At 40.9% G+C, this 23,804-nt stretch carries 21 protein-coding genes; 3 read left to right on the top strand and 18 right to left on the bottom strand.

Translation table 11 applies throughout. The annotated features are described in order from the left end of the window. Positions 1 to 79 precede the first annotated feature (79 nt). From dacB to LPB86_RS00180, 15 genes are all read right to left on the bottom strand, one after another. Positions 80 to 1,477, bottom strand: a complete 1,398-nt coding sequence (dacB, locus tag LPB86_RS00250; protein ID WP_230640458.1) for a D-alanyl-D-alanine carboxypeptidase/D-alanyl-D-alanine-endopeptidase — start codon at positions 1,475 to 1,477, stop codon at positions 80 to 82. Positions 1,478 to 1,551: 74 nt separating this feature from the next. Then, a complete protein-coding gene (locus tag LPB86_RS00245) occupies positions 1,552 to 2,544 on the bottom strand; it encodes an aspartate-semialdehyde dehydrogenase (protein WP_230640457.1) in 993 nt (330 codons plus the stop codon). Between the two features lie 78 nt (positions 2,545 to 2,622). Continuing rightward, positions 2,623 to 3,504: a sugar phosphate isomerase/epimerase gene (locus LPB86_RS00240; RefSeq protein WP_230640456.1), complete on the bottom strand. Its 882-nt coding sequence runs from the start codon at positions 3,502 to 3,504 to the stop codon at positions 2,623 to 2,625. Positions 3,505 to 3,514: 10 nt separating this feature from the next. Then, entirely contained in the window at positions 3,515 to 4,408 is an 894-nt protein-coding gene (locus tag LPB86_RS00235; RefSeq protein WP_230640455.1) for a hydroxypyruvate isomerase family protein, read from the bottom strand. A gap of 2 nt (positions 4,409 to 4,410) precedes the next feature. Further along, positions 4,411 to 5,649 (bottom strand): MFS transporter, encoded by a 1,239-nt coding sequence (locus tag LPB86_RS00230; RefSeq protein WP_230640454.1) that lies wholly within the window; start codon positions 5,647 to 5,649, stop codon positions 4,411 to 4,413. A gap of 17 nt (positions 5,650 to 5,666) precedes the next feature. Beyond that, complete coding sequence (locus LPB86_RS00225) at positions 5,667 to 6,359, bottom strand: DUF1080 domain-containing protein (protein WP_230640453.1); 693 nt, start codon at positions 6,357 to 6,359, stop codon at positions 5,667 to 5,669. Positions 6,360 to 6,362: 3 nt separating this feature from the next. Further along, complete coding sequence (locus tag LPB86_RS00220) at positions 6,363 to 6,764, bottom strand: c-type cytochrome (protein WP_230640452.1); 402 nt, start codon at positions 6,762 to 6,764, stop codon at positions 6,363 to 6,365. A 31-nt stretch (positions 6,765 to 6,795) separates the two neighbouring features. Next, positions 6,796 to 7,851, bottom strand: coding sequence for a sugar phosphate isomerase/epimerase (locus LPB86_RS00215; protein ID WP_230640451.1), 1,056 nt, complete (start codon positions 7,849 to 7,851; stop codon positions 6,796 to 6,798). A 3-nt stretch (positions 7,852 to 7,854) separates the two neighbouring features. Further along, a complete protein-coding gene (locus LPB86_RS00210) occupies positions 7,855 to 9,015 on the bottom strand; it encodes a Gfo/Idh/MocA family protein (RefSeq protein ID WP_230640450.1) in 1,161 nt (386 codons plus the stop codon). After that, a complete protein-coding gene (locus LPB86_RS00205; protein ID WP_230640449.1) occupies positions 9,016 to 10,719 on the bottom strand; it encodes a GMC oxidoreductase in 1,704 nt (567 codons plus the stop codon). Positions 10,720 to 10,735: 16 nt separating this feature from the next. After that, positions 10,736 to 11,401, bottom strand: a complete 666-nt coding sequence (locus LPB86_RS00200) for a gluconate 2-dehydrogenase subunit 3 family protein (RefSeq protein ID WP_230640448.1) — start codon at positions 11,399 to 11,401, stop codon at positions 10,736 to 10,738. 142 nt (positions 11,402 to 11,543) lie between these two features. Further along, on the bottom strand, positions 11,544 to 12,470 hold the full coding sequence (locus tag LPB86_RS00195) for a sugar phosphate isomerase/epimerase (protein WP_230640447.1): 927 nt from the start codon (positions 12,468 to 12,470) through the stop codon (positions 11,544 to 11,546). Between the two features lie 58 nt (positions 12,471 to 12,528). Beyond that, on the bottom strand, positions 12,529 to 15,462 hold the full coding sequence (locus tag LPB86_RS00190; RefSeq protein WP_230640446.1) for a TonB-dependent receptor: 2,934 nt from the start codon (positions 15,460 to 15,462) through the stop codon (positions 12,529 to 12,531). Between the two features lie 196 nt (positions 15,463 to 15,658). Next, entirely contained in the window at positions 15,659 to 16,678 is a 1,020-nt protein-coding gene (locus LPB86_RS00185) for a FecR family protein (protein ID WP_230640445.1), read from the bottom strand. 97 nt (positions 16,679 to 16,775) lie between these two features. Then, complete coding sequence (locus tag LPB86_RS00180; RefSeq protein WP_230640444.1) at positions 16,776 to 17,366, bottom strand: RNA polymerase sigma factor; 591 nt, start codon at positions 17,364 to 17,366, stop codon at positions 16,776 to 16,778. A gap of 96 nt (positions 17,367 to 17,462) precedes the next feature. Here LPB86_RS00180 and LPB86_RS00175 point away from each other — a divergent pair, with 96 nt between their 5' ends. Both LPB86_RS00175 and LPB86_RS00170 read left to right on the top strand, forming a co-directional pair. Then, positions 17,463 to 18,413, top strand: coding sequence for an NAD-dependent epimerase/dehydratase family protein (locus LPB86_RS00175; RefSeq protein ID WP_230640443.1), 951 nt, complete (start codon positions 17,463 to 17,465; stop codon positions 18,411 to 18,413). 94 nt (positions 18,414 to 18,507) lie between these two features. After that, entirely contained in the window at positions 18,508 to 19,233 is a 726-nt protein-coding gene (locus LPB86_RS00170) for a YebC/PmpR family DNA-binding transcriptional regulator (protein ID WP_230640442.1), read from the top strand. Positions 19,234 to 19,239: 6 nt separating this feature from the next. Here the strand turns inward: LPB86_RS00170 and LPB86_RS00165 are convergent, their stop codons facing one another. Together LPB86_RS00165 and LPB86_RS00160 are read right to left on the bottom strand one after the other, a co-directional pair. Beyond that, a complete protein-coding gene (locus tag LPB86_RS00165; protein ID WP_230640441.1) occupies positions 19,240 to 20,022 on the bottom strand; it encodes a dienelactone hydrolase family protein in 783 nt (260 codons plus the stop codon). A 47-nt stretch (positions 20,023 to 20,069) separates the two neighbouring features. Beyond that, a complete protein-coding gene (locus tag LPB86_RS00160) occupies positions 20,070 to 21,005 on the bottom strand; it encodes a rhodanese-related sulfurtransferase (RefSeq protein ID WP_230640440.1) in 936 nt (311 codons plus the stop codon). A gap of 178 nt (positions 21,006 to 21,183) precedes the next feature. Between LPB86_RS00160 and LPB86_RS00155 the strand changes: the two genes are divergently transcribed. Continuing rightward, a complete protein-coding gene (locus LPB86_RS00155; RefSeq protein WP_230640439.1) occupies positions 21,184 to 22,380 on the top strand; it encodes an aminopeptidase C in 1,197 nt (398 codons plus the stop codon). A 58-nt stretch (positions 22,381 to 22,438) separates the two neighbouring features. Here the strand turns inward: LPB86_RS00155 and kbl are convergent, their stop codons facing one another. Continuing rightward, entirely contained in the window at positions 22,439 to 23,626 is a 1,188-nt protein-coding gene (gene kbl / locus LPB86_RS00150) for a glycine C-acetyltransferase (RefSeq protein WP_230640438.1), read from the bottom strand. Positions 23,627 to 23,804: the final 178 nt, after the last annotated feature.

Below are 23,804 nucleotides of genomic sequence, written 5' to 3'. Positions count from 1 at the left end.
GTGATGAAGCTATCATGATTTTATTCTTTTCAAATTTGATCTAAAAAATCATGATGGTCTCATGGTTTTAAATTAATGTTTATTTAAGTGCATCTAATACTTTGAACAATTTGTTTTTAATGCCGGAACCAGAATAATTATTAATGTTGATAACGATGATGTATTTTTTTCCAGTACCAGCAGTATGGTAACCGGCATAGGCCAGTACATCACTAATGGTTCCGCTTTTTAACAACATGCCATTATTTTCTGGAAAAGAGCGAAGATACTCCGGATACCAGGAAGCAGATTGGGCTAGGAATAAAATTCTGGACATGGCTGCAGTAGTTACCCGCGTAGCAGGCGAAAGGCCGCTGCCATCTATCATGTTCATTGCGCTTTTATCTAGTCCCTGGCCTGCCCAATAGTTGAGTGCTGTAGCTACTCCATTTTTGGTAGTTGCCTCTTTGCCTGCTTTCCAGGCAAAGGTACGGACCAGGTTTTCTCCGTATAAATTGATGCTCTTTTTCTGAAACCAGTAAATGATGTCTGACAATGGTGGAGAAGTTAAGGTCACCAGTTTTTGGGTAACCACAGGCAGACTTTTTTGCTCTGCAACTAGTCTTTTGCTTGTGCTGGGTTCTGCCGAACTTACGATACCTAAGCGCTTCAGTGTATCCTGCAGACGGTAGGCCAGGTCAAAAGCGGGGTCGGGCATTGCAGCTGAAATTCCAGCTTTGCTGATGCCCAATGCCCAGCTGCCCCGAAGGTAAGCCGTTTGGCCCAATGGAGGTAGGAATACATAGGCCTGGTCTCCGCTGCCTTCGGCTCCAACTTTTAATTCGTTAACTATTTTAAGATAGGGCATTTCAGGGACCGCTTTAATCAGGTTAACGCGCCCGGCTGCTGATTTTAGATGGATGTCGAACTGGTTTTCCCGCCAGGAGAGCACTGAAGGAGCTGCACCATAATAATTCCCAATATCTTGCCAAATCCAGCCTTCAGGTGTGCTTTCAGACCCCCAGGCCATGTCATCACCTATTACACTACCTTCTATGCGGGTAATTCCTGCACGTTTTAAAGCCTGTACCCATTGGCTTAGCACATAATTTTCCTTGCTCTGAGGATAACGGGGAGAACCCAGCGTTGGGTCCCCACCACCTATAATGAGGATGTTGCCCTTTAAAACTCCGTTTACAATAGCACCACTATAGGCAAGTGTGGTTTCAAATTTAAAATCCTTGCCTAATAAGTTAAAAGCGGTAGCTGCGGTAATGGTTTTTAGGGTAGAGGCGGTAGCTATTCCTAAATTTTCGTTCCTTGCAAATAGGGTATTGCCTGTTGTGGCATCTAGTACGCAAAGCGAAAGCAATGCATGTTTTGCCTGCGGATCGGCGCTTAATTCTTCAAATGCCTTTTCCAGTTTAAGTGCCGGGCTTTGTGCAAAGGCATTTATTTGCAATAGCACAAACAAGAACAACAGGTTTTTTCTTAGCATAGAATTTACAAAAAAAATGTGATACCAGCAGAATCTATAGCTGCCGGTATCACATCAGGTGAGTTATTTATTTTTTAAACCAGCTCTTTGCTCAGCAAATATTCAGCGATTTGTACAGCATTGGTTGCGGCTCCTTTACGCAGGTTATCTGCAACAATCCACATGTTTAAGCTATTCGGCATGGATTCATCACGACGGATACGGCCCACAAAAACCTCATCTTTCTCGTGTGCATCTTTAGGCATTGGGTATTTCAGGTTTGCAATGTCATCCACCACAATAATACCTTGTGTTTTCTCCAAAATGCTTCTTACTTCAGTAAGGTCAAAATCATTTTCAAACTCGATGTTTACCGATTCTGAGTGACCACCCATTACCGGAATACGTACTGTTGTGGCTGTAAGACGAATAGAATCGTCACCCATAATTTTACGGGTTTCGTTAATCATCTTCATTTCCTCTTTAGTATAACCGTTCTCTATAAAAGAGTCAATTTGAGGAATCACATTTAAATCAATTTGATATGGATACGCCATAGGCCCATCAAATGTGCCGGCACGTTCGTTCATCATCTGATCTACTGCTTTAACCCCTGTTCCGGTAACCGACTGATAGGTAGAAACCACAACACGTTTGATTCTGTATTTATCATGTAACGGTTTTAGGGCAACCACCATTTGTATGGTTGAGCAGTTTGGATTGGCAATGATTTTATCATCTATAGAGAGTTCATGTGCGTTAACTTCTGGAACGATCAATTTTTTAGAAGGATCCATGCGCCATGCAGAAGAGTTGTCTATAACTGTAGTGCCTGCTTCGGCAAAGCGTGGTGCCTGCTCCAGTGAAGTGTTGCCACCAGCAGAAAACAAAGCAATATCAGGTTTCATTCCAATTGCAGTATCCATGTTTACAACAGCAAATTGCTTACCCTTAAAAGTGATTAGCTTACCAACACTCTTTTCTGATGCAACCGGAATTAATTCGGTTAATGGAAAATTCCGTTCTTCTAACACTTTTAACATAACGGTGCCTACTAAACCTGTGGCACCTACAACTGCTACTTTCATTAATCTGTTTTCTTGGATTTAAAATTTAATTGTTTATTCTACTATATATCAGCAAATATGCTAAAAAAAGCCTGTTATTTATATTAATTCCTTATTTATATATCCAATACTGTTTTCTATGCTTTTAAATAGATCCGGAGCATAGTTGTTTTCCTGTTCTACAAAGGCATGTTTTAAACCTGCAAGTTTTGACGCCGCATAGATACTTTTAAAGTTTATGCTGCCATTACCAACCTCTGTATTCTTTGTCCTATCGGCCTTATCCATGTCTTTAATGTGCCACATTGGAAACCTGCCCGGGTTGGCTTCAAAGAATTTTACAGGATCTTTGCCTGATCTTACTACCCAGTATAAATCCAGTTCAAACTGCACCAGTTTAGGATCTGTTTCCTTTAAAAGAATATCATAGCCATAGCTATTGCCAAAGGCATCAAATTCAAAGTTATGGTTGTGGTAGGCAAGTTTTAAGCCAGATGCTCTGCACAATTCTGCAGCCTGGTTTAAACGGGCAGCTATCTTTTTATAATCGTCAAGGTTTTTACGGAGGTCGGTACCCAGGTGTGGCACGGTAATGTATTCCCCTCTTGTGATATTGGCGGCTTCTATATAAGTTTTCAGCACATCGGTATTGCCATCAAGCATATATTTATCCAGTCCATAATGTCCGCTTGGTGCTTTTAAACCATTTTCTTTTAATAAAGAAGCAAAACTCTTGGCGTCTAAGCCCCAAAAACCATTATCTACGGAGTAGCCATAAGTTTCTACTTCTTTGTAACCCATCTGTGCCACTTTTTTAATTACACCGGTTACATCTTTAGGCAAATCTGAACGTAGTGTGTACAGTTGGATACCTACTTTTTTAGGTGCTTTATTGGTCAGGGCATCTGCAAATGAAGGCAATAAAAACGTGCCTGCGGCAGCTAATCCTGCTTGTTTTAAAAATGTTCTTCTTGAATTCATGGTTTTTGGCTTATATGTCGCAGATTTTCACTGCAGTTTTTAGAGATTGAATCTTGTCGTCTTTTAATGGAATAAATTCCTGGGCCACATATCCTTTAAATCCGGTAGCATGGATGGCCCTCATAATGGCTGGATAATACAATTCCTGGGTATCGTCAATTTCGTTCCTGCCTGGAACACCTGCAGTATGGTAATGGCCAATGTACTGATGATTTTCTTTGATGGTGTGGATCACATCACCTTCATCAATTTGCATGTGATAGATATCATACAGCAGTTTGAAATTTTCGGAACCCAGTCTTTTTGCCAGTTCCGCGCCCCATGACGTACGGTCGCATTGATAATCTTTATGGTTTACTTTGCTGTTCAGCAATTCCATCACCAGCACTACCTTATGTTTTTCTGCCAGTGGCAGGATTTTTTTAAGTCCTTCCACACAGTTTTTTAAACCGGTTTCGTCATCTTTACCACGACGGTTTCCGCTAAAGCAGATGAGGTTTTTATAGCCTGCCGCTGCTACCAGGGGAATCATTTCGGTATAATTTTTAATTAATGTGGCATGAAAAGCGGGGTCGTTAAAGCCATCTACAAGGTTAATTTCTGCACCGTTACACATAGACGAATCCAATCCGTGTTTTTTAAGTGTTGGCCAATCTTTAGGGCCAACCAGGTCAATGGCTTTGATGCCAATCTTTTTGGCTTCTACACACAATGTATCCAGATCAAGCTTACTGAAACACCAGCGGCATACCGCATGATTGATGTTGCCTTTTAAAGCATTGGTTTCTTCTATATTTTCTGCATTATCTGCAGTAAAAGAAGATAATGCTGCCGAAGCGCCTAACGCAAGGGTTCCGGCGACGATATTTTTAATGGCCGTTCTGCGGCTTTGTCCTTTTTCCATCTTTATGCGGTTTTTAATTCCTCAGTTTTAGTCTTATCATTAAATACAAGTGCAAATAGCAGGAACACTACAAATGCAATTCCTGCTGGGATAATCCAAACCATTTTCCAATCGGCAGTGCCATCAGCAAGTTTATAGCTATCGGTAATTAAACCAGCAACTTCAAAGCCAATGAGCATGCCTATTCCATAAGTTGCCAAAGTGATTAGCCCCTGTGCAGCACTTTTGTATTTTTCGCCGGCTTTTGAATTGGTGTAAATTTGACCGGATACGAAGAAGAAATCATAGCAGATACCGTGTAAAGCGATCCCGATAATTAGCATAAAGCTCAAATCACTGGCATTACCGTAAGCAAACAATACATATCGGATTGCCCATGCTAGCATACCTACCAATATGGTTTTTTTAAAGCCAAAACGGGTGAAAAATACTGGCAATAAAAGCAGGAATAAGACCTCTGACATTTGTCCGATGGTCATTTTTCCAGTGGGGTTATCTAAACCGATGCCAGATAAAAAGGGATTTGCATTTTGATAGTAAAATGCAAGCGGGATACAGATCAGGATGGAGGAGATAAAGAAAACCGCAAAGTTTTTGTCCTTTAATAATTTTAAAGCATCCAGACCTAAAAGATCAGAAATCTTAACTTTTTCTGTAGTAGAGCCTTTTGGTGGTGTTGCCGGAAGGGCAAAACTAAACAAACCTAAAATAAGGGAAGCTACACCTGCCATCATGAAGGTGTTTTTTAATAAGCCTGCGGTGATGCCTTCGGGAGAATCCCAGTGGAATACAAAACTAATCAGCAGACCTGCAACAATCCATCCTATTGTACCACAAACCCGGATAACAGAAAATTCTTTTTCAGGATCTTTCATCTGGTTAAAAGAAACGGAGTTAACCAGTGCCAGGGTAGGCATAAATAAAATCATGTAGCCCAATACATATGGATAGAATACAGTTACATCTGGAGCCTGATACATTTGATACATGAGTACTGCGCCTACAAGGTGAAGTACCCCAAGGATTTTTTCGGCATTAAAATAGCGGTCGGCAATGAGGCCAATAATGAAAGGAGCCACTATAGCACCCCAGGATTGTGTAGAGAAAACAGCCGCAGTTTGTGAGCCTGTGGCAGCAAGGTTTTTACCCAGAAAAGTACCCAGGGTTACAAACCATGAGCCCCAGATAAAAAACTCCAGGAACATCATGAGCGATAATTTAATTCGATTTGTTGAGTTCATATTTGGTTTGGGTTTTGTTAGTTAATTTCTTTGATCTGGATATTTCTATACCAAACCTCATCATTATGATCTTGTAAAGAGATTTTACCTTTTTTATAAGTGGCAAAACCTTCCCAGTTAGCAAATTTACTTCCTGCTACCAGTGCTTTAAACTGATCATCCCAAAGGATGGTTTTTACCACAATAACCCCATTTAATTTAAGGGTTAGTTGTCCCTTATTGCTGATCACTTCAGCTTTATTCCATTCTCCAACTGGTTTTACAGGTTCGGAACTGCTTTTGATCAGGTCATATAAATCTCCTGCACGGTGTTTTGTGATTTTGCCATCTGAGTGCCCATCATTGTCCAGTACTTGCATTTCCAGGCCTGTGCGGTACGTTTGCGGATATTTTGAAAGATCTTCATGGATGTAAAAAACAATGCCGCTATTGCTTTTTGGTGCCACTTTCCATTCTATTTTTAGGTGGAAATTGCTATATTCTTTATCGGTTACAAGGTCTCCGCCGTCATTATTCCTGGCCGATGGTACAAAGTGAAGTACACCATTTTCTGCTTTCCAGCCATTGCCAGCTGTAGTTTTGCCATAGGTATGCCAGCCGTTTGTTGTTTTTCCATCAAACAAACTGGTCCAACCTTTTTTTTGGGCCATGGTAGGTTTCCATCCAAAAAAGGAAATGGCCAGTATGGCCATAAAACAGGTGATTTTCATGTCTTATTGTTTTAGTGATAAAATATACTTTACCATTTCTTTGGCATCATCTTTACTCATTCCGGCGTGAGGTGTCATTGCAAGTTCTCCCCATACACCTTTCCCACCGTCAATAATTTTGCCGGCCAGCATATCAATGTTTTTATCTGTAGCTTCATATTTAGCTGCAATCTCTACATAAGCAGGACCAATTATTTTTTGTGTTTTATTGTGGCATCCAATACAATCGGCCTTGTTGATTAGTTTCTCTCCCGGTTTCATAGGCTCTGGTTGTGCAGCGGCAACTGTGGTGTTGGTAGTGGCTGTGCTTTCGCCAGAAGTTTCTGTAGACGAGTTTCCGCCACAGGCAGCAGCAAGGGCAACTATAACGGTAAGGGAGCTTAGGGTTAATAGGTTTCTTTTCATGTGATATGGTTTTTTTGTGTTTGGTATGTGGCTAGGCAAGCCCTAAAATCTTCTTGTTAAAATCTTCATTGCCGCCTGATGCAGCAAAGTCGTCAAAAGCACGGTCTGTAACTGGAATAATCATCTTTTTGATCAGTTCTGCTCCTTCTCTGGCACCTACACCGGCCTCTTTAATGGCGCATTCCCATTCCATAACGGCCCAGCCGGTAAAATCGTACTGCGCCAGCTTGCTGAAGATGGTTTTAAAATCTACCTGTCCGTCTCCCGGAGAGCGGTAACGCCCTGCGCGGTTTGCCCAGCTTTGGTAACCGCCAAAAGTTCCTTGTTTTCCTGTGGCATTAAATTCGGCATCTTTAACATGAAAGGCTTTGATGCGCTCATGGTAGAAATCAATATACTGGATATAATCCAGCTGCTGAAGTACAAAATGGGAGGGGTCATATAGTAAACATGCACGAGGGTGGTTGTTCACTTTTTCGAGAAACATTTCATAAGTAATGCCATCAAATAAATCCTCACCGGGATGGATTTCATAACATAGGTCTACGCCATTTTTGTCAAACTCATTCAAAATTGGTAACCAACGTTTTGCAAGTTCAGTAAATCCAGCGTCTACCAGCCCTTCTGGTCTCTGTGGCCAGGGATGAAACATATGCCACAACAACGACCCGCTAAAGGTAGCGTGCGCATTTAAGCCAAGGTTTTGAGAAGCTTTTGCAGCATATTTTAGTTGCTGTACTGCCCATTCAGTTCTGGCAGCAGGGTTGTTTTTGTAAGCATCGGGCGCAAAAGCATCAAAAGCAAGGTCGTATGCCGGATTAACGGCTACCAGCTGTCCCTGTAAATGCGTAGACAATTCTGTTATTTCTAAACCATGGGCAGCCACTTTGCCTTTCAGCTCATCTGCATAGTCTTTGCTTTCTGCCGCCAGTTGCAGATCTATAAATCTGGTATCAAGTGTAGGCATTTGTATGCCTTTAAAACCAAGACTCGCAGCCCATTCGCAAATCCCGTTAAGAGAATTAAACGGGGCTTCATCTGTAATAAACTGCGCTAAAAATACAGCAGGTCCTTTAATTGTTGTCATGTTCTAGATCTTAAATTCATGCCATTTCTGGTTGCTCTGGCCTGAGGCCACTACATTTTCTATAAAAGCCATACCCCTTACGCCATCTTCTGCATTGGGAAAATCGAGTTGAAATGCGTTTGGTTGTTCACCTCTTAGCTTTGCAGCAAGTGTAGCCGCAAAATTGCGATAGATGTTGGCAAATGCTTCCAGATATCCTTCAGGATGACCACCAGGAACACGGGTGTTGTGTTTGGCTACATCAGAGAGGTAGGGCTGACCAGCACGATATATTTGTGCTGGTTGATCCAGCCATTTCAGTATCAGTGTATTAGGTTCCATTTGGTGCCATTCCAATCCACCTTTTTCTCCGTATACTTTAATTTTGAGTGCATTTTCTTCGCCTGCAGCAATTTGCGAAGCAATCAAAACACCATTTGCACCGTTATCAAATTTCAACAGCACGTTCCCGTCATCATCTAAACCACGTCCGGGAACCACAATATTTAAATCGGCACAAAGTCTGGTGATCTTTAAGCCTGAGATGTATTCAGCCAGTTGTGCCGCATGTGTGCCAATATCGCCCATGCAACCACTTTTACCACTTTTTTTAGGATCTGTTCTCCAGGCTGCACCTGCGTTACCTTCGCGCTCTGTTAGGGTGCTTAGCCAACCTTGCGGGTATTCTACCATTACTTTACGGATAGCACCAAGGCTACCTTCTTTAACCATTTGCCGTGCCTGTTTTACCATAGGGTAACCAGAATAGGTGTGTGTTAGGCAAAGTGTAAGGCCAGTTGAAACCACTTTATCGCGAAGCAAGATGGCCTCTTCCAGTGATAAAGTCATCGGTTTTTCTACCACTACGTTAAAACCATGATCAAGTGCCATCATAGCAGGCTCAAAATGGGCAAAGTTTGGCGTTACTATAGTTACGAAATCTATACGTTCTGTTTCAGGTAGTTTACTTTCTTTTTCAAACAATTCCTGGTAAGTAGTGTAAATCCGGTTTTCCGGAAGAAAAAGGATTCTTCCGGATTCCCTTGCAATTTCAGGGTCTGCACTTAAGGCACCGCAGCAAAACTCTATCTGCCCGTCTATATTTGCAGCAATACGGTGTACGGCGCCAATAAAGGCATCTTTGCCGCCACCAATCATCCCCATTCTTAGTTTTCTGTGTATCATTTACAGGTTTCCTTTTTTAAGTTCGCTCACAGCAAAATCAGCTGCTCGTGCTGTTAAAGCCATAAATGTAAGTGATGGATTCTGGCAGGCAATGGAAGGCATACAAGAGCCATCTGTTACAAATACATTTTTCACTTCGTGTATCTGGTTCCACTTATTTAAAACAGAAGTTTTTGGATCATTACCCATACGTGCTGTACCTTGTTCATGGATAGCCATACCAGGTGAAGAGCCATTGTCATAGGTTTTTATGTTTTTTAAGCCTGCAGCTTCCAGCATTTCCGCAGCATCGTTCATCATGGCTACGCGCATTTTTTGTTCGTTTTCTTTAAACTCACAATCAATCGCTAATACTGGCATTCCCCATTTGTCTTTCTTGGTTTTATCAATATAAACCCTGTTTTCGTGGTAAGGTAAAGATTCACCGAAACCACCAAGGCCCATATTCCAGATGCCTGGTACTGTCATTTGATCTTTAAAGTCACCACCAAAAGCAAGTTCGGCGACATCTTTATGCCATCCAGTTCTGCTGGCCCCTCCCTGGTAACCAAAGCCTCTTAGATAATCACGTTTGTCATTTCCCATATTCTGGTAACGCGGAACGTAAATGCCATTTGCACGGCGGCCGTAAGTATATTTATCTTCGAATCCTTCTGCTTCTCCGGAAGCGCCGCAGCGGAAATGGTGGTCCATTAAATTATGCCCGAGTTCTCCGCTTCCATTACCTAATCCATTCGGATGCTCGGCAGAAGTAGAGTTAAGCAGTAAAAATGTAGAACCTAAAGTTGAACCATTTACAAATACAATTTTAGCAAAGAACTCCACATTTTCGTTGGTTTCTGAATCAATGACACGAACACCTTTCGCTTTCTGCGTTTCTTTATCATAAATGATAGACTCTACCAGCGAAAAAGGGCGCAAAGTAAGGTTGCCGGTGGCAACAGCCGCAGGGAGGGTAGAAGATTGGGTGCTAAAATAAGCACCAAAAGGACAGCCCCTACTGCATAAATTACGATACTGGCATTTTCCACGTCCACCATGCTCTACCGTTAAGTTGGCTGTACGACCGATGGTCATGATGCGCTCCTTTTTCCACTTTTCTTCAATACGTTTTTTGACAGACTTCTCCACGCAGTTCATTTCCATAGGAGGAAGGAACTGCCCGTCTGGCAAGGCAGGCCAGTTTTCTACTTGTCCGCTGATTCCTGCAAAACGCTCTACGTAATCGTACCATTTCTCAAGGTCTTTATAACGGATTGGCCAGTCGGTACCATGACCATCTTTTTTATTGTCTTCAAAGTTAAGGTCACTAAACCGGTAACTCTGGCGGCCCCACATTAATGATTTTCCACCAACATGGAAACCCCGGTACCAGTCAAAGCGTTTTACTTCTGTATAAGGGCATTCATGATCATTTACCCAGAAGCTTTCTGTAAATTCAGTATAAGGATAATCTCTTTTTTGTACCGGATGGCTTTCCTTTTGTGCTTCGGTAAGCCTGCCCCGGTGTTCAAATTCCCATGGCTTTTTCATAGCCGTGGTATAATCTTTAATGTGCTCTACATTGCGGCCTCTTTCCAGTAGTAAAACTTTTAAGCCTTTTTCGGTCAGTTCCTTGGCTGCCCATCCGCCACTAATTCCAGATCCTACAACGATGGCATCATAAGTATTTTGCGCTGTTGCTTTTGTATTTAAATTGCTCATTATATTTTAAATATTTTTAGGCCCAAACACGCTGGCCTGGTTTTAAATCTACACATCCATCATAACGGCCGGGAATAGCGACGTATTCGTAAGCCTGTGTGGCACCAATTTCTGAGGTAAAGTAACCCAGTAAGGTCAAATCTCTTGCAATGGCAAAGAAATAAGGTTTTTCCTGATACCTTTCTTTGGCGGCCATGGGTTTGGTAAGGTCTTCCTTAGCAGACTTTGGTGTTGAAATATTATCTGTAGACTTAGCAGGCCCTGTTTTTTCCTCGTCTGCTTTTTGCGATGCAACGGTTTCATCCCTGATTACGTTTAGGAGCTCTATGCGTTGTGCAGGCGTAATCGCTACAAAAGATTTGCTGAATTTTTTGTCTGCACGCTCTTCAAGGTCATTCAGGCCTCTTAAAAATTCTTCACGTGCGGGTTCCGGGTAACAATCGCGAATCATCATTGCAATGAACGGCCCTACACCGGCGGCTTTTGCGCCTGGTGTTTTGGTATCCGGGATAATGGTGTCTGCCAGTTCGGCAAGGATTTTTTCATGATCTGCCGAAAATAGGTTTGCATTACCTTTCTTTGAATCGTTGCCGCATCCTTCTAAAAATACGCCAATTGTTGTGGCTGATAATGCTCCTCCCATAAGAAAGGCAAAACTCTTCACTGCGTCTCTTCTATCCATAGTGGTTTTGGTTTAAAATTTGGTTTCCGATGTATTGCTCATCTTCTGCCAACTAAATTAGATAATTGTTATGACAAAGTGTAAAAAATACACACTACTTTTTTAAGTCTCGTAATTTTGTTACTGGAGGTCGGGCTTAAGGCTATTTTAGCAGCGTTTCTTTCACATAGTTTAAACTTTGCGTGATGCTTTGATAAGGGTCAATTTTGATGACATCCTGTTCTAAAAGGAAATATTCAACACCTGATAGCTTGGCGGCTTTAAAAATACTTTTAAAATCAATGCTTCCTGTGCCAACTTCTGTATATACATTCTTATCTGCTTTGTCCATATCTTTGACATGCCATAGTTTAAAGCGTCCGGGGTGGTTTGCAAACAAAGCCAAAGGATCAAGGCCTGCATTTACCGCCCAAAAAAGATCCAGTTCAAAATTTACCAGCTTAGGGTCGGTTTCTTTTAGCAGGATCTCGAACCCGGTTTGCCCATTGCCCTGATCTTTAAATTCAAAATTATGGTTGTGGTACGCCAGTTTTAATCCATTGGCAGCGCAAAGCTCAGCCGCTGTGTTAAACTTAGCCGCCATTTCTTTGTAATCGTCAAGTGTGCCGTTTTTGCGCAGGTCAGCTGGAAGTCCGGGAATAATAAAATACTTTTGACCTACGGTAGCTGCGGTTTCTACATGGCTTTTTAAAACTTCATCTGTACCATCTTTACTTAGAAAGGCAGTGGTGTTGTAATGTCCTGCGGGCGAACTTAGGTTGTTTTGCGCTAAAAGGACTTTAAATTCTTTAGGATTCAAGCCCCAAAAGCCTTTAGTTTCATATGCTCCGGGGTATCCATAGTAGGTTTCAACCTGGTTGTAGCCAATTTTACTCACTTCTGTAATGGTGCTTTTAACATCTTTCATCAGTAATTCCCGTAAGGTAAATAGCTGGATGCCGATTTTATGTTTTGTCATAACGCATGGCGCTGTTATGGTTCCAAGGGCTGATGCAAATGCCCTTTGGCTTACTAAGGCTGCTACCGCAGCAAGGCCCGTTTGTTGTAAAAAAGTTCTTCTGTTGCTCATTGTAAATAAGTTTAAGTCATAAAAAAGGCCAGATCAAACGATCTGACCTTCTCTTTTTTTAAAATGAATAAGCTAGTGATCCCCAATAGGTGCGTTGCAGTAAAGTCCTGCCAATCATTAGCGTACCTGGTGTAACTGCAGAAAAGTCTCTGAACTGATCTCCGCGGACATCACCCTCGGTAAGTACTTTAGCATTTAAAATGTTATCTGCCCAGAAGCGTACGGCCACTCTTTTGGTAAAGTTATAACCAGCTCCGGCTTTCATGACCATGTAAGCTGGCAATCTATAGCTGTCGCTTGGTGAGGTGAAGCGGCTGCCAACGTAATTTGCGGCCACATACAGGTTGAAGTTTTTGTAATCATAATTGGCACCAAGTTCTGTATTTAGCACAGGTACCCTTTCTGTTCTTTTACCGGTAAAGCTGTAAACACGATCTCCATATTGTGCCTGTACTGCAGCATTTCCACTTGTAGAAGCTTCGTAGTCGGTGTATTTAGAATCTTGTAATGTGCCGGTAAGCCTTAAGCTAAGCGGTTTTGCAATTTTATAAGAAACCTCATACTCTGCACTAAATGTACGTGTAGAACCAAAGGCAACAAGCGCTTGTGTGCCCGCTGCAATGGTAGGTACATTGATGGTTAATGAAGTGTTTTTAATGGCCGAATAACTTCCTGATGCAAAGATAGCCAGGTTGTTTTTTGCGTATTTATAGCCAATCTCTGCTAAATAAACCGGCCGTTTTTTTATGTTGGCTGCGTTGTAAGCCGAGGCGTTGTAGTCGCCAATATTTGGCGCATTATAAGCCTTGGTAACACGGGCAAACATGCTTGTGCTGCTGCTTATTTTATAGTTGGCACCTACAGAGGCGGCCCAGTTGGTGAGGGTTTCGTTATAAGCAGTATAACCTAATATGTTTGGTGTAGCAGATGCCGTAATTACAGGTGCCCCTGAAGTATTTAATGCATAGTAAGGGCGATCGCCTTTTACATTCTGATTGTCTACCCTTGCACCAATATCCAGTCTCCATTGTTCTGAAAGTTTAATTTCATCACTTGCATACAAAGACAATGTTCTGGTATGGCCAATAAAAGTATTTTTTGTTTGAATTGTTCTTTCTGCTGCAGTAGGCGATTGCAAAAGGATGCTTGGGTGTTCTTTAAATTCGGAGAAAGACCTGAAAGCATAACGTATATCATCTCGATTGTACTGATGAATGCCACCGCCTATGCTTATACTATGGTTGCGGACGGTTTTCCTAAAATCAACGTAGTTGACAATTTGCATGTCGCTATTAATTTGTCCGTTTGCTGATGAGGTAATTACCTGATCGCCGGCCACAAATGGGGCAACTGCACCACCTGGGTAATAATATGGTGTTGCAGAAGTTCTGGCGGCAATTCCACTTGGTACAGTATAGGTACTGTTAGTGTGTGTATTTTGATAGCGGAAATTATTTACAATTTGCCAGCCAGCATCTGTTGCATAGTTAAACTGGAAACCACCCGATCCTAGTTTGGTGTGGATACCATCTGTTAAACTAAAATTGTGCGCAGTTCCTGCCGGATCATTGTAACTCCACTCTGTTTGTAAAGGCACGATAGATTGAGAAGCCATATCATAATCACGATAAGTTGTTGGTTTGCCTGTTCCATCATATGGATAGTAACTGGTTAATAGAAATTGAACCTTATCGTTCAGGTATTTTCCATATACCCGGATAAAACCTTTGTTGTTTTTGAAATTAAAGGTCATGTTGCCTTTAATCTGTCCGCCTTGGTTGGCAGGAGAGAAGCCTTGATCTACTACACCATTATCTGTGCGGTAAAAACCGCCGATGTTAAACCTTACATGCTCGCTAAGCTTTCCACCGGTATTACCATCTACACGATACAAGCCCTGTGATAGACCTGTTGTAAATTTAAATTGTCCGTAGGCTTTATCTGCGCCAGAATAGCTAATGTTGTTTATCACAGCGCCAGGAGTGTTGGCTTGTACTATAGAAGCGTTACCACCACGAATGGCTTCGATATTTTGAATGGTTAAATCTGTTTTATAATATTGGTCTACCGATGGATTGGTATTAAATCCTGTGGGTAATAATGGTAAACCGTCTTCCTGGATTCCCAGAAAAATATACCCACCTTGTTGAGGAAATCCCCTTACCCAAACGTTTCCGGGTCCATCACCACCTGTACTTTCTACGGTTAAGCCTGGTATTGCTTTTAATAAGTCGGTACTGTTTAAAGGTGCTCTGTTTGCGATGTCTTTATTGCTTACAGATGTTAAGGCAACACTGCTTTCCAGTTTCTTTTTAGGATTACCGCCACCTGTAACCACTACGCCATCCAGCTGTAGCGCATCTTCGGAAAGGGAAATACTGATTGGTTTATTTGCTTCTGTTACATCTACCGTTACTTCTTTAGTAATATAGCCTACATAGGTGAAAGTTACAATATAATTGCCCACACTGGTTACTTTTAAAGAAAATTGTCCGTTGGCATCAGTCAGCGTGCCATTTGTGCTGCCTTTTATAGCTACGCTTACGCCCGGTAATGCATTCCCTTTGCTGTCGCTCACTTTACCTGTAATTACATCTTCGTAGATTGGGTTACTGGCTTGCTGAATGGCGGCATCACTTTCTGCATAGAGCAATATCCTGTCATTGATTACCTTATAGCCAATAGCATACGGGCTTAGTAGTTTGTTCAGGAAACAGTTTAGCTTTTCGCGGTCTGCCTGTATAGATGCTTTTCTGAAAGCGTTGATGGACTTAGTGCTGTATACAAATTTTACCTCTGTTAACTGCTCTACCATTTCAATAATGGTTTTGATATTTTGCTGTTCGGCCTTTAAGGATACCTTTTTATCCAGCAAACCCTGAGCCTCAGCATTTTTTGCTATAGCTCCACAGGTACAGACAGTTATAACTATTAATTGGTATATTGAAAATTTCATTGCATAAATTGCTATAGAAATAAATTTAGATTTCATAACTTAGTTTTAATTGTTCATTAATCGGATTTTTTGGACATAGTTATACCATCTACATTTTAGTGTATTTAAAGCCGGCAATCCCCACTGCCGGCTTTTTAGGTATAAATCAAATTGGAATTAATAGCGTAGCTATGGTGCGTTTGTGGTAAAGCTCGTGTTCATATCTGGTTGGTTTTAAATTTGGATTTTTATATTAGTTGCAGGTTTTTGCCTGTACGTAAATGCTTGTGCCCTTGATTACATAAGTTCCCGATACTGTGGCGCAAATCAGGTTAAGCTGTTCATAAAGCCCTTTGTTTTCCAGATCGCCTGTAAAGGTACATTCCTGTGTTTTGCTGTTTTCTATCAGGATATTGATGCCGTACGCTTTTGATAAAACTTCAAATACCTGGGACAAACGGGTTTCAGAGAAATTAAAGTCTTCTGTAGCCGTTCTGTGGTAAGCAACAGATAGCGGTATTGGTTGCGCTACAAGGCTTTTTCTAATCTGGTGCTGTGTATCGTTAAGTATGGCTTCCTGGTTTGGTGTTAATACTACTTCAGGTGCCTTTTTTGTACCGGGCAACGTAAATAAACTTCTGCCGGGGTTTTCATTTACTTGTACTTTGCCGGTTCTTACCGCCACCTGTGCTTTAGCTTCATTAACAAAGAAGCTGGTGCCTAATACTTTAACTTTCAGGGTTTTGTTATAAACGTAAAAAGGTTTTTGGCGGTTTTTGGCGACAGAGAAAAAGGCATCTCCCTTTAAGTATACCAGGCGTTTTAGACCATTAAAAACTGCAGGATAAGTAAGGCTGGCTTTGGGCTGTAATGTTACCTGGCTTTTATCGCTTAAGGTAATGGTTATACTGGAAGCCGTAGTATTTGTTTTATGCAGTAACTCGGTACCAGTAATTTTATTTTTAAAGGCGCGCTCGGCATTGTTGTAGTTGTAGGCGTATAAAAATGCACAGATCATAGCCATAGCAACCGCAGCTGCAAGGCTTATTTTATATGTTCTTAATTTATGACTGCGCAGTTCTGGCTGTTGTATACCGACATAGAGATGTTCCAGTACCCGTCTGCTCATGCTGGATAATTCTGTTGAAGAAAGGCTGGCTTGATCATCTTCATTTAAAGATGCGTACCATTTGGCTACAAAACGTTTTTCGTTTTCTGTACAATTTCCGTGCTGGTACCTGTCTAGCAAATCCAAAAAAGATTCTTTATTCATGGTTTATATTTGGTTATTATAACTGTAAGTAACACAAGCAATCCCATACCCTAATGCTAAAAGGATTTATTTTTAAATAAAGTTTTAAAGTGTTGATTTACAGAATGAAAAAAAATAATGCCAATAAGAGGTAATTCTTTAGATAGGCCTTAATAAGCTTAAGGGAACGGGTAATGTGGTACTCTACTGTTTTTTCTGAAATTTTGAGTTCCAGTGAGATTTTCTTTGCGGAGTGGTGTTCAATCCTGCTCAGTTTAAAGACCTCTCTTGTTTTATCTGGAAGACTGCTAATCCCTTCTTCTATCAAATGGGACAAGTCTTTAAGCTCAAGGGCATGGAGTACGTTTTCAGTTTCAAAGCCTGCTGTATGTTCCAGGTTGTACTTTTGAATAAACGCAAGATATTTATGCTCCATCATTTTAGTTCTGATGTAATTGATTACAGCATATTTTAAGCTGCCCAGCAAATAACTTTTTGTGTCTTTAATATCCAGGCTTGCTCTTTTTTCCCAGATGGAGATGAATATATTTTGAACAAGGTCTTCGGCGGCAATTTTATCTCGCAGTTTATTATATGCTGCCTGAAGCAGGAATTTGCTGTATTTGCTATAAATTTCTTCATAAGCCAGCACATCGCCTGTTTTGAGGCGCAGAAATAACTGTTCATCTTGTCCTGGCTTTTCGTCCATGCCATATTTGGTAATACTCGATGAAGGTAGATATAATAATAAACATTTTATATAGGTTTGTCCTGTTTTTTTAACTTTGCCAAAATCAAATTACTGATGATCGAGAAAATACTAGTATTAGGCTCTAACGGACAAATTGGAACGGAACTGGTTACTGCCCTTCGCAGTGGCTACGGCGTGGATAACGTTGTAGCATGTGATATCCGCAGACCAGATTACGACATTAAAAATTCCGGGCCTTTTGAGTTTGTGAATGTGCTTGAGAAAGACACATTAAATAATATATTTCAAAAATATAAACCTACACAGGTTTACCTGCTGGCCGCTTTGCTTTCTGCTACTGGTGAGCAAAATCCTAAACTGGCCTGGGACTTAAATATGAATGGCCTGCTGAATATACTTGACCTCGCCATTACATATAAAACGGCAAAAGTTTACTGGCCAAGTTCCATCGCTGTATTTGGCCCAAATTCTCCTAAAGATTTAACCCCTCAGTACTGTGTGATGGATCCTAATACAGTTTATGGAATTAGTAAACTTGCGGGGGAACGCTGGTGCGAGTATTACCACCAAAAGTTTGGTTTAGATGTGCGCAGTATCCGGTATCCGGGACTGATTAGCTGGAAAGCGGCACCTGGGGGCGGAACAACTGATTATGCTATTCATATTTTTCATGATGCATTGAAGAAAGGAAGTTATGCTTCTTTTTTAAATGCGGCAACGGAATTGCCAATGATGTATATGGATGACGCAATAAGGGGTACAATTGAATTGATGGATGCAGAGGCTGCAAAGATTTCTATCCGTTCTAGCTATAATTTTACGGGTGTAAGTTTTACGCCGGAAGTTTTGGCGACAGAGATCAGAAAGCATATTCCGGATTTTAAATTATCTTACACCGAAAATGACCCGCGTCAAAATATTGCCAACAGCTGGCCACGTTCTATAGATGATGGTTATGCGGCTAAAGATTGGGGATGGAAGCCTGAGTTTGATTTGGCCAAAATGACGCTTGATATGTTTGAGAATTTAAAAAGCAGTAAATAGTATTTGGCTATTTGTATTTAGATAGCGTATATGCAGATTTGCGACCCGTCTAAATACTGAGGACTAAGTACGATAAAACAATACATTAAAAACAATGGGAAGAGCATTCGAATTTAGAAAAGAGAGAAAGTTTAAGCGATGGGCCAAAATGGCGGTTCAATTTACCCGGATTGGTAAAGAGATTGTGATGGCGGTAAAGGACAATGGTCCAAGCCCGGAGACAAATTCAAGGTTGCGCACGGCTATTCAAAATGCCAAGGCGGTAAACATGCCTAAACATACTGTAGATGCTGCAATAAAAAGGGCTTCTAATAAGGACGAAAATGGCTATGAAGAGCATGTGTATGAAGGTTATGCCCAGCATGGGGTAGCTATTTTAATTGAAACTGCTACAGACAATACCAACAGAACTGTTGCCAATATCCGCAGTTACTTTAGTAAAACTGGGGGTGCTTTGGGTAAAACGGGTTCGCTTGATTTTATCTTTAACCGTAAGTCTATCTTTAGGTTTTTGCCGGGCGAGAAGGATATGGAGGAACTGGAATTTGAATTGATTGATGCTGGTTTGGAAGAACTTTACCTTGAGTCTGACGAGGAAGGCAATGATGTGGCTGTAGTGCAGACTGCATTTGAGGATTTTGGTAAAATGCAAAAAGCGCTGGAAGATTTGGGCTTTGAAATGAAAAGCGCAAAACTGGAGCGCATTGCTTTATCTACTACAGATATTACGGAAGAGCAGGCTGTAGATGTAATTAAACTTATTGATAAGCTGGAAGAAGATGATGATGTTCAGGCCGTGTACCATAACATGGCTGAATAATAAATCTTATTTCTTGTGAACAAATAACCAGGACAGAAATTGGGGTTCTGCAAAGGCAGAATCCCAGCTGTTGTGGTCAGCCTCCGGATAAAAGGTATACTTCACTTCTTTGCCAATGATTTTTAGCTGATCAGCAATCTCTTTAGAAAAGGCAGGTGGCACAATCGCATCTTTTCCGCCGTGAAAAATCCATAAAGGTACTTTCTTGTACTTGTTTACATTTGTAATGTTATCGCCTCCGCAAATGGCAAATGAGGCCGCAAATGTTTTAGGTTTCCTTCTGAGTAATTCATAAGTTCCCATAGCACCCATGGATAAGCCGCCAACATACACCTGATGTTTATCAATATATGGTTTATCGAGGATATTGTCAATCATACCCAATAGTGCATGCATGGCTTTTGTTGGTTTGCCTCCTGTTAAAAAGCTGAACCCTCTTTTTCCGGTACTGTCTTGCTTAATCTGTACATTGGCCCAGAAACTTTCGGCAGGGCATTGCGGAAATATAACTATGGCAGGAAACTGCTTCCTGTTTTCGGGTTTTAAGAATAGTGGTCCGCCATGTAGAAGCTGTTTTTCGTTATCCTTGCCACGTTCGCCGGCACCATGCAGCACAAATACCACCGGGTATTTTTGTTGAGGGTTAAAATGCTCAGGAAAGAGAATGCGGTAAAAAATGCTGTCCTCACCATTAATATAACTTCCCTTGTCATATTTTTTAAAGTCCTGCGCATGTGCCGTTAAAGCGGAAAGCAGCAAAAGAAGAAAAATGCCTCTAAACAATTTCATTGAGATTATAATTTAGGGGCAATATACTTATTTTTTGTAAAGTTGTCTTACAGACGTGCCTTAACTGGTTGAGGAACTTTTACATAGTAACCGGTACCATCATAAGGACGTTTGCGGGGGTTGGTGGTACAAATTACCGAGCAGCAGCCTTCTAATGACTCCCCACAATCATCACATTGGGTGATGTGCTCATTGCATTCCGGATTAGCGCAGTTGATCATTTTTGGTGTTACTTTTCCGCAGTTGTAACAGGTAGAAACTACTTTAGGATTTACGGTGTTTATATCAACAGCAATCCTGTTGTCAAATACATAACATTTGCCCTCAAAATCTTCGCCTCCGGCTTCTTTACCGTATTTAATAATGCCGCCATGCAACTGATATACATCGCTAAATCCATGGTGCAGGAGTAGAGCTGATGCTTTTTCGCATTTGATGCCGCCAGTGCAGTAAGTTAAGACCTTTTTATCTTTATATTTTGCGAGTTCGTTGATTTTTTCTGGGAAATCCCTAAAGTTTTCAATGTCTAGTGTAACTGCATTTTTAAACCTGCCAAGATTGTGTTCGTAGTTGGAACGTACGTCCAGGATGATTACATCTTCCTGGTCAATCATTTTCTGAAATTCTACAGGTTCCAGGTGTTTGCCGGTTTGCACATTTGGGTTGATGATGTTAGGGTCTCTAAGGCCAGAATGCACAATTTCTGACTTATACCTGCAGTGCATTTTGATGAAAGAAGGTTCGGCAACTTCATCTATTTTAAATTCTGTTTTTGCAAAGCGCTCATCTGCATGTACAGCATCCATGTAAGCAGCACAGGATGCTTTGGTGCCGGAAACGGTTCCATTTAAGCCTTCATCGGCAACAATGATCCGACCGGTAAGGCCAAGAGATTTACAGAATTTAAGGTGATCTGCGGCAAATTGTTCCGCTTCTGCTATTGGAGAATAGCAATAGTAAAGTAGTGTTTGATAATTTTCCATAAAAATTGATACCGCTGCAAACGGCGTTTAATGGTGGCAAATTTACAAATATTTATGAAATAGGGTATAGCAGCTTCTGATTATTGATGACTGAACGTAATTGTTGCAATGAGGATATAGAATTTTATACTAAATTTGAGCCGACTAATTCTCAAACATAAAAAACCTATATTATACAATGAATAACTATTCAATGAAACCGTTATTACTGGCTGCCGGCCTTTTTTTTAGCGTTGGTACTTCGTTTGCGCAGGATAACCTGGTAAACTCCCTTAAAGATAATCAAAGTGCAGACAGCAAAAATAAATTTGTTTTTACACCCGTAATTAATACTGAAGCTACTTCTGTAAAGAACCAAAAATCATCTGGTACTTGCTGGAGTTACAGCACAAACTCTTTCTTGGAATCGGAAATGATTCGTATGGGTAAAAAGCCTGTTGATTTAGCCGACTTGTACAGTGCAAGAAATGTATATGTTGAAAAAGGAATTAACTATGTGCGTATGCATGGTGCTTTAACTTTAGGTGATGGTGGTGCCTGTCATGATGTGATCAACATGTTTGCAAAGTATGGTGCGATGCCTCAGGAAGTTTATACTGGTAACGATTATGGAACACCAGCAAACTCTTCTGATAAAATGAATGCCATGACCAAAAAGATTTTAGAGAAAGCGGTAAGTGGTACAAACGGTAAAACTGATCCAAACTGGAAAACTAAATACATTTCAACCATTGATTCTTGCATGGGTGCTGTGCCTGCAAGCTTTACCTGGGAAGGTAAAAGTTATACCCCGCAAACTTTTGCTAAAGAAGTGGTAGGCATTAATCCTGCAGATTATGTGGAGCTTTCATCTTTTACAACTTCTCCTTATTATCAGCAAGCAGTTTTGATGGTTCCTGATAACTGGTCGTTTGATAAAGTGTACAATGTTCAAATGGATGACATTACTAAAATTATTGACAATGCTTTGAAAGGTGGTTTTACTGTTGCATGGGCTACTGATGTAAGTGAAAAAGGATTTAGCTGGAAAAATGGTGTGGCTTATGTTCCTGCAAAAGATCCGAAAGATATGACTGGTGAGGAACGTTCTTCTTTATTTAATGGTCCAAAACCAGAGAAAGAAATTACTGTTGAAATGCGCCAGGCGGCATTTGATGATTATGAGACTACGGATGATCATGGTATGCAAATTACAGGTGTAGCTAAAGACCAGAATGGTAAAGAATATTACATCGTTAAAAACTCATGGGGTGCAAGCAACGACTATAAAGGTTATTTGTATGTGACTAAAAACTTTGTGAAATATAAAACTACTGCGTTTTTACTGCACAAAAAAGGGATACCTTCTGATATTCGTAAAAAGTTAGCCATCTAACTGTAGCTTATCAAATAAAAAGTCGGGCATCTAAATTAGGTGCCCGACTTTTTTTATATTAGATTACGCCTAATGCCTTACCCACTTTGGTAAATGCGTTAATGGCTTTATCTAAATGGTGCTGTTCATGACCTGCAGATAGTTGTACCCTGATCCGGGCTTTGCCCTGGGCAACTACAGGATAGTAAAATCCTATTACATAAATGCCTTCTTCAAGCATTTTTGCGGCAAATTCCTGAGCAAGTTTTGCATCATATAACATTACTGGCACAATAGGATGTACACCGGGTTTAATGTCAAAGCCTGCTGCAGTCATCTTTTCGCGGAAATACTTAGTGTTGTTTTCCAGTTTGTCGCGTAATTCAGTGGTTTCACTTAGCATGTCCAATACAGCTACAGAGGCGCCGGCAATTGCAGGTGCAAGGGTATTGGAGAATAAATATGGCCTGGAACGCTGGCGCAACATATCTATGATTTCTTTTTTGCCTGAAGTAAAACCACCTGAAGCACCGCCTAGTGCTTTACCTAAGGTTCCTGTAATAATATCTACGCGATCTATTACGTTGAAATGCTCATGGGTACCGCGTCCTGTTTTTCCGATAAATCCTGTGCAATGCGATTCGTCAATCATAACCAGGGCACCATATTGATCTGCAAGATCACAGATTTTATCAAGGGGTGCTATAACGCCATCCATAGAAAAGGCTCCGTCTGTTACAATAATTTTATGGCGACTGTCTGCTGCGGCTATAAGTTGCTGTTCCAGATCTGCCATGTCGGCATTTTTGTACCTGAAACGTTTTGCTTTACATAAGCGCACACCATCTATGATTGATGCATGGTTCAATTCATCAGAAATGATGGCATCCTGATCATTAAATAAAGGCTCAAATACCCCACCGTTGGCGTCAAAAGCAGCAGCATATAAAATGGTATCCTCGGTGCCTAAAAACTGGGAGATTTTTGATTCCAGTTCTTTATGTACATCCTGCGTTCCACAGATGAACCTTACAGAAGACATTCCAAATCCATATTTATCCAGTGACTTTTTAGCTGCTTCAATTACGCGTGCATCTGAAGATAAGCCAAGGTAGTTGTTGGCACAGAAATTAACTACTTCTTGTCCGGTGCTTACTTTAATATCTGCAGCCTGCGGGGTAGTAATGATACGTTCCTTTTTGTATAATCCATCTTTTTCAATCTGTTCAAGCTCTTGTTTCAGAACCGGCTGAAGTGTTTTGTACATATGTATAAGTTTTTTTATGTTATAATTTTTGCTGAAATCACTGTTAATCTGGAACAGGGAAATCAAAGTTAGATAAATATCAGCTAAACGTTAATACTAAATCTGCTTTCCTGTTAGAACTGGCGCGATATTTATATCTTTAGCTACTGAATGTCTACAGGAAGGACTACCGATTTAT

This window comes from Pedobacter sp. MC2016-14, from assembly GCF_020991475.1.
Classification (GTDB): Bacteria; Bacteroidota; Bacteroidia; order Sphingobacteriales; family Sphingobacteriaceae; genus Pedobacter.
The sequence above is the reverse complement of the archived record's forward strand: the minus strand, read 5'-3'. Positions and strand labels throughout refer to the sequence as shown.